Origin of the sequence: Octadecabacter arcticus 238 (assembly GCF_000155735.2) — a bacterium.
In the GTDB taxonomy this organism is placed as follows: Bacteria; Pseudomonadota; Alphaproteobacteria; order Rhodobacterales; family Rhodobacteraceae; genus Octadecabacter; species Octadecabacter arcticus.
Genome location: NC_020908.1, coordinates 3905568 through 3918414 on the forward strand (window position 1 = coordinate 3905568; position 12847 = coordinate 3918414).

The 12847-nt window shown below is 55.3% G+C and carries 12 protein-coding genes and 2 pseudogenes; all 14 read right to left on the minus strand.

Annotated features, from left to right (window positions below; genetic code table 11):
• Positions 1-80 precede the first annotated feature (80 nt).
• The 14 genes and pseudogenes from OA238_RS20105 to ppk2 all read right to left on the minus strand — a co-directional run bounded on the left by OA238_RS20105 (position 81) and on the right by ppk2 (position 12774).
• Complete coding sequence (locus tag OA238_RS20105; RefSeq protein WP_015496616.1) at positions 81-1313, minus strand: amino acid ABC transporter permease; 1233 nt, start codon at positions 1311-1313, stop codon at positions 81-83.
• A gap of 142 nt (positions 1314-1455) precedes the next feature.
• Positions 1456-2472 carry an amino acid ABC transporter substrate-binding protein gene (locus tag OA238_RS20110; RefSeq protein ID WP_015496617.1) on the minus strand — a complete coding sequence of 339 codons (1017 nt, stop codon included), beginning with the start codon at positions 2470-2472 and terminating at the stop codon, positions 1456-1458.
• A 196-nt stretch (positions 2473-2668) separates the two neighbouring features.
• Positions 2669-3391, minus strand: a complete 723-nt coding sequence (locus OA238_RS20115) for an ATP12 family chaperone protein (protein ID WP_015496618.1) — start codon at positions 3389-3391, stop codon at positions 2669-2671.
• Between the two features lie 9 nt (positions 3392-3400).
• Positions 3401-4442: pseudogene (locus OA238_RS20120) on the minus strand (RluA family pseudouridine synthase).
• The gene (crcB, locus tag OA238_RS20125; RefSeq protein WP_015496620.1) at positions 4439-4813 is read right to left on the minus strand and encodes a fluoride efflux transporter CrcB; all 375 of its coding nucleotides are present in this window, start codon (positions 4811-4813) and stop codon (positions 4439-4441) included. Before crcB ends, OA238_RS20120 begins: the two are co-directional and overlap by 4 nt.
• A 30-nt stretch (positions 4814-4843) precedes the next feature.
• A complete protein-coding gene (locus OA238_RS20130) occupies positions 4844-6151 on the minus strand; it encodes a replication-associated recombination protein A (RefSeq protein ID WP_044037251.1) in 1308 nt (435 codons plus the stop codon).
• 87 nt (positions 6152-6238) lie between these two features.
• On the minus strand, positions 6239-6655 hold the full coding sequence (rplQ, locus tag OA238_RS20135) for a 50S ribosomal protein L17 (RefSeq protein WP_015496622.1): 417 nt from the start codon (positions 6653-6655) through the stop codon (positions 6239-6241).
• 206 nt (positions 6656-6861) lie between these two features.
• Positions 6862-7878 carry a DNA-directed RNA polymerase subunit alpha gene (locus tag OA238_RS20140; protein ID WP_015496623.1) on the minus strand — a complete coding sequence of 339 codons (1017 nt, stop codon included), beginning with the start codon at positions 7876-7878 and terminating at the stop codon, positions 6862-6864.
• A gap of 123 nt (positions 7879-8001) precedes the next feature.
• On the minus strand, positions 8002-8391 hold the full coding sequence (gene rpsK, locus OA238_RS20145; RefSeq protein ID WP_015496624.1) for a 30S ribosomal protein S11: 390 nt from the start codon (positions 8389-8391) through the stop codon (positions 8002-8004).
• Positions 8392-8406: 15 nt separating this feature from the next.
• A complete protein-coding gene (gene rpsM / locus OA238_RS20150) occupies positions 8407-8775 on the minus strand; it encodes a 30S ribosomal protein S13 (protein WP_044038563.1) in 369 nt (122 codons plus the stop codon).
• A 435-nt stretch (positions 8776-9210) separates the two neighbouring features.
• The gene (locus tag OA238_RS20155; protein WP_015496626.1) at positions 9211-9855 is read right to left on the minus strand and encodes an adenylate kinase; all 645 of its coding nucleotides are present in this window, start codon (positions 9853-9855) and stop codon (positions 9211-9213) included.
• Positions 9852-11210: a preprotein translocase subunit SecY gene (gene secY / locus OA238_RS20160; protein ID WP_015496627.1), complete on the minus strand. Its 1359-nt coding sequence runs from the start codon at positions 11208-11210 to the stop codon at positions 9852-9854. The genes OA238_RS20155 and secY overlap by 4 nt, the downstream gene beginning before the upstream one ends.
• Before the next feature lie 104 nt (positions 11211-11314).
• Positions 11315-11785, minus strand: coding sequence for a 50S ribosomal protein L15 (rplO, locus tag OA238_RS20165; RefSeq protein ID WP_015496628.1), 471 nt, complete (start codon positions 11783-11785; stop codon positions 11315-11317).
• Positions 11786-11913: 128 nt separating this feature from the next.
• A pseudogene (gene ppk2, locus OA238_RS20170) lies at positions 11914-12774 on the minus strand (polyphosphate kinase 2).
• Positions 12775-12847: the final 73 nt, after the last annotated feature.

The window sequence follows — 12847 nt, forward strand, 5'->3', positions numbered from 1 at the left end:
CTTCGGCGACGGGCGGCACTTGTTCGTCGATCATCGTGTCGCGAACGTAGCTTACGGTCTGTGAATGTATTTCGCTCATATCAACGCTCCTGCAACTGAGTGCGGTTGTTGTAGACGTTCATCGCCCCAGAGATCACGAGACTGAGCACGAGATAGAATGCGCCAAGCAGCAGCATTCCCTCCAGCTCCCGTCCGGTCTGGTTGATCGTGATGCCACCCAACGTGGATCGGACGTCCATGTAGCCCACAGCAATCGCGAGCGAGGAGTTCTTGGTAAGGTTTAGGTATTGCGAAATCAGCGGTGGGATGATGACACGCATCGCCTGCGGCAAGATCACGAGGCTCGTTGTGCGGTTAGGGCGCAGGCCCAATGCAAATGCGGCCTCAGACTGGCCCTTTGAAATAGCAAGGATACCGGCGCGCACAATCTCGGCGATGAAGGCGCCGGTATACAGCGACAAAGCCAACCAAAGTGCGATCAGCGAATTGCGTAAGTGGATGCCGTCTGAAAAGTTGAAACCCCTCAGTTCAGGATACTGTAGTTCTGCGCCCATCAAGATCATAACTAATCCAACGGGGACAATGAGAATTGACAGCTGCTGATACCATGTGGTCGGCCGCACGCCGGTGTCTTCTTGCACGGCATTCGCACGCCTGCGAATGCCACGAATGACAAACAGACTGATCACCAAAATCACCAGCAAGATAAGCCAGTTCATAGCTGACGACGCCAAAAATCCGTTTTCCAAGATGATGCCGGGAATGTAGACGCCTCGATTGGTGACGGCGACGCTATCATTGAGGATCATGCCGGCATCACCGCCGACCCTGAACTCACGGATACGCGACATGCCTTCGGTCATCAGTGCCATGATTGCAATGATCCAAAGCAGCAAGGGGACATTGCGGAAACCCTCAACGTAAACAGCCATAAGGCGGCTAACGACCCAGTTATTGGACAGGCGCAATACACCTGCAGTTACGCCAAGGAACGTCGCCAAAAGGCAACCGAGGAAGGCCACTAGAAGAGTGTTCAGAATGCCGACCACCGCCGCCATCCCGTGTGTGGACTGGGAGGTATACTCAACCAGTCGCTGGTTAATGTCGTAGCCCGCTGGCTGCGTCAGAAACCCGAAATCAAAATCTTTGCCCAAAGCCGCGAGGTTCTGGATAGTATTGTTCACAAGCCAATAAATGCCGGCAAGCAGTAGGATGGTCGCAATTACCTGAATGGTGATAGAGCGATATCGCGTGTCATAAATAAGCTGACTTAGCCGAAAGCTGGCCTTCGGTGGATCGGTGAGCGTTGTCATCCGTGAACTCCCTGGCCCTGGTCATCTGAGCGCCGGTTGATCCGGCTGCACGTGTCGTCAGGCTTCTTATGATTTGACCTTATCTGATCGATCCTATGTGAAAGGGCGCGATCCGAAGATCGCGCCCTTTGCTAAGTTGAATTTAGCGGAACGGCGGGGTGTAGACCAGACCACCGTCGGTCCACAACGCGTTCAGACCACGTGCAAGACCGATCGGTGTGTTCTCACCGATGTTCTTTTCAAACAGCTCACCGTAGTTGCCGCCTGCCATGATAGCCTTCATCGCCCAGTCGGACTCAAGGCCAAGCATCGCGCCGAGTTCACCTTCAGAACCCAAGAGACGGTTGATCTCTGGGTTGTCAGTGCCGCTAGCCATTTCTGCGATGTTTGCAGATGTCACGCCGAGCTCTTCAGCCGCGATCAGTGCATTCAACGTCCAACGTGCAACGTCAGCCCATTCGTTGTCGCCGTGGCGAACAAGCGGACCAAGTGGCTCTTTGGAGATGATTTCTGGCAGCAGAACGTGGTCGCCAGGATTTTCGAACGTTGCACGTGTCGCAGCCAAGCCAGATGCGTCTGTCGTGTACGTGTCGCATGCACCAGCAAGATACTGCTGCTGACCTTCAGCGTTGGTTTCGATTGGCACTGGCTCATAAGAGATGTTGTTTGAACGGAAGTAGTCCGCCAAGTTCAGCTCAGTTGTTGTACCAGTCTGAATGCAGACAGTCGCGCCGTCGAGATCTTTGGCGGATGACACACCCAGTGCACGTGGAACCATAAAGCCTTGGCCATCATAGTAGTTGATGCCAACGAATTCGAACTTCAGGTCGACGTCGCGGGAGAATGTCCACGTTGTGTTCCGTGCGAGGAAGTCGATCTCGCCGGATGCAAGTGCGGTGAAACGTGTCTGACCAGTCGTTGGAACGAATTCTACGGCCATTGGGTCGCCAAGCACAGCCGCAGCAAGGGCGCGGCAAAGACCAACGTCAAAGCCTTCCCAAACGCCATTGGCGTCAGGTGCAGCAAAACCAACGAGACCAGTGGTCACGCCGCAGTTCAATGTGCCGCGCGCTTTGACGTCGTCAAGCGTGCCAGCAGCAGCAGCACCGGCAGCAAGACCAGCAATGGTCAGCGCGCCGAGGAGTACTGAATTTTTCATATTATACCTTCCTGAGTTTCCCTGCGTGAGTCACAGGGTTTTAGTTCTATCCAGTTGGACAGGGCGATACGTCGCAGGTGAACCTGCGTACATATGAGATTGCGAGGATTCACTCACTGAGGTCAAGGCCCCGCACGCTAGGTAAAGGGGAAAACGGCAGGAAGTTCGAACAGTGCAAGCCGATTGTGCAGTCGATTCACCCGCGAGCGTGAATACTGGCCATCTGGTAGAAATCAGCGGCATGGACAAACGCTGCCCGTTTTATTTCAGCAACTTGGGCCGCGTCATCATCTGCCCCCCATTGTTCCGCCTGCCATGTCTCGTCAATCCGTGACAGTGTCCAAGCCTCTGCTGGCGTAAGGTGGCCTTGTGCCACCCCAAGCGCGATCACTAGAGATCCCGACATGGCGATCAGGTCGTGAAATGCGGCCAATTCAAAGTTGCTTGCTTCAAACAGCGGAGCAGCAAGGGCCGCCAGGTCAACTTCGCTCTGCTCGATTGGCATGATTCCTACTGTCGACACCAAGCGCGCCCCGAACGTGGCATGCGCCCAATCCAGCAGAGGATCCCAGCCCTCAGTTTGGCGCTGAACCAAGCCCTCGGGGTTTTCGGCGCGGTAACACAGCAAATCACTGCCACCGTAAGCGGCCAGCATGGTAGCAACTTCGCCAAATTGTGTCGCAACCTTGTCGATCGATGCATTCGCAGATCGTGTGACGGGCATCAAGTTCGGGTCAATCTTTTCAACCACCAGACGCCATTCGCCCGCCACGGCGTCCGCCATGGAGCGGGTCGGCACAACAAGCGCGGCTTTCGCGGGCGTTTTCACTGGGCGCGCGTCGAGATGGACAGCAAAGCCGCCGTCTATCTCGATCACATTCACATCAGTCCAGAATCGTTTTGCGACCCAGTTACTCATTGTTAGCGCTCACAGCAGTCCCTCAAAAGGATCATCGGGCGCGTGCTTTTCTTCCCAGCCAAAAAAGCCCCACGTTTTTTCCATGTGCTGCGGAAGCGATGCTTTGATCCAAAGCTCTTTGCCCGTCTCTGGGTGTTCAATTCGCAACGAGCGAGCGTGGAGATGCAGCTTGCGGCCAATCTCTTCGCCCATGCCAGCCCCCCAACCATCACCGGGATTGTCCTGAACCGCCGCCGCCCCGTATTTGCCATCGCCCACAATCGGGTGACCGATCTCGGCAATATGCGCGCGCAATTGGTGTGTGCGGCCCGTTACTGGCGTCAACGCGACCCATGCGGTGCGATCCGCCAGCGATGTCAGTACGGTGTAATTGGTCAGCGCGCGCTTGGCTCCGAACGTTTTGTCGACATCCTTGGGATGAACGCTTCATCCGCTCATTGTCGCCTTTACCGCCGTGGCCGCCCTGTTTGACCAGCCCGTACTTTATTGATCCCAGTTTGGGAATTGGAACGCCTGCTACCAACGCCCAGTAGATTTTTTCTGTGTTGCGGTGGCGGAAGGCTTCGGTCAACGATTTGGCGGCCATACGGGTCCGCGCAAGCACCAGCACGCCCGATGTGTCCTTATCTAGGCGATGCACAAGACGGGGCCTTTCGTCGTACCCAAACCGCAGTGCCTCGGCCATGCCGTCAACATGGCGCAGCTGTTTACTGCCACCCTGTGTTGGCAGACCAGCGGGCTTGTTCAGCACAATAACATGGTCGTCCTTGTAGATCACACAGCCTTGGATCAGCTGAATGTCGGCCTTCGTCATATCGCGCGGCCGATCGTCGACCTCGTCTGCATCTGGTAGCGGCGGAATGCGCACCGTTTGGCCCACCTCCACGCGAGTGTTGGATTTCACCCGCCCGCCATCAACACGGATTTCGCCCTTGCGGCACATCTTTTCGATGCCACCCTGCTGTAGTTGGGCAAAGCGGCGTTTAATCCAGCGATCAAGGCGTTGATCGCCCTCATCGGGTCCGACTGTCAGGTTTTGAACGCGGCTCATGCCAGCAGTCCTCTCATAATAAATATACCCGCGACAAGCGCGGTGATGGATAGGATGACCGACAGGGCGACATAGGTGGCGGCGTGGCCGACCGCGCCCCGTTCGAACAGGGTATACGCCTCGAGCGAGAACGCCGAGAACGTCGTGAAGCCACCCAAAACCCCAGTCATCAAGAACGGGTTAAAATGACTGAGCATCTTTTGCCCCAGATAGACGACGATCAGGCCCATCAGGAAAGACCCCGCGACATTGACCGCCAAAACGCCAACCGGAAATCCAGCGCTAGGGCGAAACCACGCCACGCCCATGCCGTAGCGGGCTGCAGTGCCAATGGCACCGCCAAAGGCGACTTGGAGGACGGTTGGTATCATCGCTGCGTCATATGCGTATGGCGTGCGGAGTCAACCGTTCCGCGTGGCACGCAGCTTTGCAAAGTAGTCAACGCGCTTCTTTAAGTCACGTTCAAAGCCGCGATCCACGGGGTTGTAATACACGCCACGCTTCATTCCGTCGGGGAAGTAGTTCGCCCCGCTGAACGCGTCATCGGCGTCGTGATCATAGGCGTATCCGTCGCCGTATCCGATGTCTTTCATCAATGACGTCGGCGCATTGAGGATATGTTTAGGCGGCGGTTCGCTGCCGGTCTTGGCGGCGGCCGCCATTGCATTTTTGTAGGCCGCATAGATAGCGTTGGATTTCGGCGCGAGCGCAAGATAGGTGAGCGCCTGCGCGAGTGCGAGCTCCCCCTCAGGGGAGCCAAGGCGCTCAAAGGTTTGCCATGCTTGCAGGCAAATGTGCTGCGCTTGCGGGTCGGCCAGCCCGATGTCTTCAACTGCCATACGGGTGATGCGGCGCGCAAGAAACCGAGGGTCCTCGCCGCCTTTCAGCATTCGTGCGAACCAATAAAGAGCCGCGTCAGGATCGGACCCACGCACGGATTTATGCAAAGCAGAAATCAGGTTGTAATGCTCGTCGCCAGATTTATCATACCGCGGGGCGCGTTTCATCAGACGGGTCGACAAGGCGTCCGTGTCGAGCTTTCCGTCAACTTTCCACGCGGCGATCTGTTCGATCAGATTGAGCAGTGCGCGCCCGTCCCCGTCCGCCATTTCCAAAAGATTTTCGCGCGCAGGTCCGTCGAGGGGGAGTTTGCGGCCGAGGTCTTTTTCCGCGCGTTGCGCCATACGTTCCAGATCAGCAAGGGAAAGTCGTTCTAAAATAAGGACTTGTGAACGTGACAGAACAGCTGAGTTCAGCTCAAAGCTGGGATTTTCTGTGGTGGCGCCGACCAGAAGAATGGTCCCGTCTTCCATGTGCGGCAGAAACCCGTCCTGTTGCGCCTTGTTGAAACGGTGGATTTCGTCGACGAACAGAAGCGTGCCTTTGCCATTTGCACGGCGCATTTTTGCGGCTTCAAATACTTTTCGCAGGTCCGGCATTCCGGTGAAGATTGCGCTGATCTGGATGAAATGCAGATCAGTTTCATCCGCCAGAAGCCGCGCAATGGTGGTTTTACCAACCCCCGGCGGCCCCCAAAAAATCAGCGATGACAACGACCCGGAGGACAGCATCACACCGAGCGGCGCGTCGGGGCCGAGAACTTGTTCTTGGCCAATCACCTCATCCAATGATTTGGGCCGCAGCCGGTCTGCAAGCGGGCGGGGCGCGGTGTTGGGGACAGAGGCCCCAGTGTCAAAAAGATCAGCCATGGGGAACCGTAAGCCCATAAAACTGGGGGTTCAACGCAAAAGGCCCGCCTGAAACAGACGGGCCTTCGCTAATTCTATATCGCGCGTTTACGCGTTAGCTTCTTCAGCTGCGGTGCGGGCTTTGTCGCCTTTGCCTTTGGCATCAACGTCGCGGTCTACGAATTCAATAATCGCCATTGGCGCCATGTCACCGTAGCGGAATCCCGCACGCAAAACACGGACATAACCACCTTGGCGGTCTTTGTAGCGTGGTCCAAGGATGTCGAACAATTTCGCGACATACTGGTCTTGCTTGAGCTGAGCATTAGCCTGACGACGGGCGTGCAGGTCGCCGCGTTTTGCCAAAGTAATCATCTTTTCGATGATCGGCTTCAGTTCTTTTGCCTTCGGCAAAGTTGTTTTGATTTGCTCATGTTCGATGAGCGAGCCAGCCATGTTAGCCCAGAGCGCCTTGCGGTGTTCGTGGGTCCGGTTCAGGCGGCGATAGCCTCGTGCGTGACGCATGTGTCTTCTCCAAATATGTGCCCTCTACGGGCCGTTTTACTTTGTCTGGCAACAGATGCGTGTCCGCTGCTCTCATTGGGTCATGTGACCAGTCCGTTACCGTTTTAACGGTTTTGTACAAAATATTTTGGCCTATTAGCCGTTTTGTACAACACTCTCGCGGCAGATTTGAGGGGCAAATTGTTAACCTTTGCCCCTCAGAGGGTTCAGAACGAGTCTTCGAATTTCTTCGCAAGATCTTCGATGTTGTCCGGTGGCCAGTCTTCCACGTCCATGCCGAGGTGCAAGCCCATGCCCGAAAGCACTTCTTTGATCTCGTTAAGCGACTTGCGACCGAAGTTCGGTGTACGCAGCATCTCTGCTTCGGTCTTCTGAATGAGATCGCCGATGTAAACTATATTGTCGTTCTTAAGGCAGTTCGCGGAACGCACAGACAATTCCAACTCGTCGACCTTCTTGAGGAGGAGCGGGTTGAATTCCAGACCATCGTCATCGTTCGCAGCTTGGGCCGACTCAGGCTCATCGAAGTTCACGAAGATGGACAGTTGGTCCTGCAGGATACGCGCAGCAAATGCCACGGCGTCGTCCGGCGTGATGGACCCGTCTGTTTCGACTTTCATCGTCAGCTTATCATAGTCGAGCACCTGACCTTCGCGGGTCGGCTGCACGTCATAGCTGACTTTCTTGACCGGCGAATAAATCGCGTCGATGGCCATCATACCGATGGGCGCATCTTCGGGCTTATTCTTTTCTGCTGCCACATAGCCCTTGCCGGTGTTAACCGTCAGTTCCATGTAGAGTTCTGCGCCTTCATCAAGGTGACACAACACGTGGTCCTTGTTGAGGATTTCGATACCAGCTGATTCGGAAATGTCGCCAGCCGTAACAACGCCGGGGCCTTTGGCTTGCACTTGCAAACGCTTCGGGCCTTCGACTTCCATGCGGATCGCAACACCTTTGAGGTTCAAAACCACGTCGGTGACGTCTTCGCGAACGCCAGAGATGCTGGAGAATTCGTGCAGAACGTTGTCGATCTGAACGGCGGTGATGGCAGCGCCCTGAAGCGAGCTCATCAAGATGCGGCGCAAAGCGTTGCCGAGTGTTAGGCCGAAGCCACGCTCAAGCGGCTCAGCAACAACCGTTGCCTGACGTGACGGGTCATTACCCGGCTTCACGTCTAATTGTGTCGGCTTGATTAGTTCAGCCCAGTTTTTGTGGATCATGTGTCCCTCCATTCCAGCTTGCCTTCATGTCCAAAAGGCAAACGCCCGAGGTTAAAATGACGTATTGGAGCCGCAGACCAACCACACAGGTTGGACCAAGGACCCCAAGGCGTTTGGTATCGCTTAGACGCGGCGGCGCTTTGGTGGGCGACAGCCGTTGTGAGCCATTGGCGTTACGTCACGGATGGACGTAACGTTCAGCCCAGCGGCTGCCAATGCGCGCAATGCGGATTCACGACCGGAGCCGGGACCCTGCACTTCGACTTCCAGCGTCTTAACGCCGTGTTCTTGTGCTTTTTTGGCGACATCTTCCGCAGCCATCTGTGCTGCGTAAGGTGTGGATTTACGTGAACCCTTGAAACCCATCGTGCCAGCAGACGACCATGCGATCGCGTTGCCCTGTACGTCGGAAATCAGGATTGTTGTGTTGTTGAACGAAGAATTCACGTGAGCAACGCCTGCGGCGATGTTCTTGGAGACCTTCTTCTTGGTGCGTTTAGGATCGCGTGCCATTTATTAGGTCCTCCCTTATTTCTTCTTACCAGCAATGGCCTTAGCGGGGCCCTTGCGAGTACGTGCGTTTGTGGATGTACGCTGACCGCGAACGGGCAGGTTACGGCGGTGACGCAGGCCACGATATGAGCCGAGGTCCATTGCGCGCTTGATGTTCATCTGAACTTCACGGCGCAGGTCACCTTCGACCTGATAGTTTGCGTCAATGTGCTCGCGGATGGCGAGAACTTCGGCGTCGGACAATTCGTTAACACGACGGGCAACGTCAATGCTAACAGCCTCGCAGATAGCCTGCGCGGAGGTGTTTCCGATTCCGGTGATGTAGGTAAGGGCGATTGGAACCCGCTTTGCAGTCGGGATGTTTACGCCGGCAATACGTGCCACGTGTGCAATTCCTTTTCGTTGCGGGTCCGTCATTCCAGACCCTTTTTTCACAACGTAAGCGCGGACCGTTGCGGTGCCGCGCCTAAGTCATATTGAGGTGGTCAGACCAAGCGCGACTCGGTCCAGTTCCTATTGGGAACGGCGCTGTCTAGAAGGGTTGGGGGTGGGGGTCAACCCCAGTAGCATAACTCAAAACGCTAGCATTACTTTCGCTCTGCAAGTCTCCGATTGGAGCGGCGGAAAATTATGTAGCCAATGAAGGCCAGAACACCAATCAGGTACACGCTAACCTCGCCCCGCATCATATAGACACCCACAACTGAAAATACGGCCATAAACAATCCGGCAGCAGCTAGGTAAATAACGGTAAATTCAAACATATGACCAAACGAACGAAACTGCTTGCTGGTTATCTACGGCTTCTGGTTCGATGGATCAGTCAAGAACACCAGCGATTTCGCCAGCAACCTCGTCCATTGACCCTAGCCCGTTCACCGAACTCAGCTGACCTTTGGCGTAGTAATAGCCGACCAGTGGGGAGGTCTGTTTGTAGTAGGCCATCAAGCGGGTCTTGAGGCTGTCCTCATTGTCGTCGGCGCGGCGTGTTTGGTCTGTGCTGCCACAGTTGGAGCATTTGCCGTCGGCGGGCCATGGTTTGGTGTTGTCGTTATAAACCTCACCACATTCGCCACAAGTGGAGCGGGCTGTAATGCGGGCAACAAGTGCGTCGTCGTCAACGGCCATTTCGACAACGTGGTCGATCTTTTGGCCCATCTCAGCCACCAATTCAGCCAAGGCGTCAGCCTGCGCCAGCGTGCGTGGGAAACCGTCAAAGATGAAACCGCCAGCGTGTGACGTGTCGCTCAGCTGTTCGCGGATCAGGCCAATGACGATGTCGTCAGTGACCAGATTGCCTGCGTCCATAACGGCCGCAACCTTCTTGCCCATTGCCGTACCAGACGAGCGTGCCGCGCGCAGCATGTCACCAGTGGACAGTTGCACCATATCGCGGTCATCGACCAATTTACGAGCTTGTGTGCCTTTGCCAGCACCGGGTGGTCCAAGAAGGATAATATTCATTTGCGCGCAGGGCTCCGCTTTTTGCCGCTGCGCTTACCGCGCAATTGCGACTTTTCAATCAGCCCTTCGTATTGGTGGGCCAGCAGATGAGACTGGATTTGTTGGATCGTGTCCATCCCCACGCTGACAATAATCAGAACCGACGTTCCGCCGAAGTAGAATGGAATGGAAAACTGGCTGCGCAGAATTTCAGGCAAAAGGCACACCAACGCGAGGTAACCAGAGCCAAGGACCAAGATGCGTGTGACCACATAATCAAGGTATTCCTGCGTGCGCTTGCCCGGGCGGATGCCGGGAACAAAGCCGTTTTGGTTTTTCAGGTTGTCGGCAACTTCGTCCGTCTTGAACGCCACTTCGCGGGTGTAGAAGTACGTAAAGAACACGATCATGCCCGTGAAAAACAACAGGTACAGCGGCTGGCCGGGGCCAAAATATGCGAGCAGCGTGGACATCACAGGTCCGGCCGTTTCACCACCCGAGAACGTCGACAACGTCGTGGGGAGCAGCAGAAGCGCAGATGCGAAGATCGCAGGAATAACGCCAGCTGGGTTGACCTTAATCGGCAAGTGGCTGGACCCGCCATCAAACACCTTCATACCGACCTGACGGCGCGGATATTGGATGTGGATTTTGCGCAAGCTGCGTTCCATGAAGACCACAAAGGCAAGGATAACGATAACCATGGCGAAGACACCGAGCACCAGACCCCAGTTGTTTGTTTCCTGACCTTGGGCAAGGAAACCGGCAAGGGCGGCGGGAACTTCGGCGATGATACCGACGAAAATGATAAGCGAGATGCCGTTGCCGATGCCGCGTGCGGTGATTTGTTCACCCAGCCACATCAAGAACATCGTGCCGCCCACAAGCGTGATGACGCAGGCAATTTTGAAGTACAGGCCAGGATCGGTGACAAGGCCGCCAGCCTCAAGGCCGGAGGCCATGCCATAGGCTTGGAATGTCGCCAGCACCACGGTGCCATAACGAGTGTATTGGTTCAGCTTCTTGCGGCCCGCATCACCCTCTTTTTTGAGTTGCTTGAGCGGTTCCCACATCGCGCCGAGTAGCTGCACGATAATGGACGCAGAAATATACGGCATAATTCCCAGGGCAAAGATACCCATGCGCGCCAGGGCGCCGCCGGTGAACATCGACAAAATGCCGCCGATACCTGATGCTGCTTCGTCCATAAACGCCCGCAGCTGGTCTGAATCGATGCCAGGAACGGGGATGTATGTGCCGATGCGGTACACGACGAGAAGACCGAGTGCGAACAGGATGCGTTGGCGCAATTCTTTGGCTTGGCCAAAGGCGCTCCAGCTTGTGTTTGCGGCCATTTGCTCTGCTGCTGATGCCATTGGTACGTGCCTATCTGTTATGCAGACGCCGCTGACAGGTTGATCCAGCCAGCGGCGTCGGGTCCGTTAACGATGTAGGGGGCGCAGTCGCCCCTCACAAGGTGTTATTCAGCAACTGTCTTAGCTGTGACCGTCAGTTTACCGCCAGCTTTTTCGACAGCTTCAATAGCGCCTGCGGAAGCGCCAGTGACGTCAATCGTGATCTTGGAGGTGATTACGCCCTTAGCAAGAACGCGAATACCGTCCAGTTTGCGACGGATCAGGCCGGATGCGATCAGCGTGTCTTCGGTGATCGTTGTGTCCAGTTTCTTTTCGTCGATGAACTTTTGGATCAGACCAAGGTTCACAACGGAGAATTTTTTGCGGTTCGGCTTGGTAAAGCCGCGCTTTGGCAGACGTTGGTACAAAGGCATTTGACCGCCCTCGAAGCCCTTGATCGCCACACCGGAACGGGATTTCTGACCTTTGATACCGCGGCCACCCATTTTACCCATGCCGGAACCCGGACCACGGCCAACGCGCTTGCGTGGTTTCGTGGCACCAGGATTGTCGTGAAGTTCATTAAGTTTAACCATGTCGCTGTCTCCTTGCCGGAAGACCTGACCCAGCGACGGGAAAGGCACGCGGCGTGTTTCGATTCTTGGCCGGAAAGGTGGCCACTGGCGGCGTATAGGACATAGTTGAGGGGTGGGGCAAGCGGAACCTATACCCGCCTTTGATCAGGGTGTTGTGACCTTGCCAAGATATGATCCGCTTTGTGGAGGACGTGACTGGCTTGACCGACGATCAGGTTGTCTGGTGGTGACGCAATTTCATGGTCTTTTTCGGGGTAATCCAAACCTGAAAGGAAGTGACGCATGCAGTTTAGGCGCGCGCGTTTCTTGTCGTCAGATTTGATAACCGTCCAAGGGGCATCCGCTGTATCCGTATAGAAAAACATCGCTTCTTTCGCTTCGGTATAGTCATCCCATTTATCCAAGCTTGCCTTGTCGATCGGGCTTAGCTTCCAGCGCTTGAGGGGATCGGTCTCTCGGGCTTCAAAGCGGCGAGCTTGTTCCGATTGGGTGACCGAGAACCAGTATTTGTAAAGTTTGATACCCGAACGCGTCAGCATGCGTTCAAACTCAGGGGTTTGGCGCATAAATTCGAGGTACTCACTCGGTTCGCAAAACCCCATTACCCGTTCGACGCCTGCGCGATTGTACCATGAGCGGTCATAAAGCACGATTTCACCATCGGTGGGTAAGTGTTTGACGTAGCGTTGAAAGAACCACTATCCGCGCTCTTCGTCAGTGGGTTTGTTAAGGGCCACGACACGGGCCAATCGTGGATTCAGATGCTCAGTGAACCGTTTGATCGTGCCGCCTTTGCCAGCGGCATCACGGCCTTCGAATAAAAGGACAAATCGTTGATCAGTTTCTGCGGCCCAAAGCTGGACCTTCAGAAGCTCTGCTTGCAGCGCCGCCTTTTGCTGTTCGTAATCATCCCGTTTAAGGCGGTCTGAATAGGGATAGGTTCCAGCTTCGAAACCTATAATCGCGTCTTGTGTGTCTGTTTGGGTCATCTGAGGCTCCGTTTGTTACTCGGAGAAGATACCATTCGGGCCAGTGCGTCTCTGACTTAGATCAAATGATGCG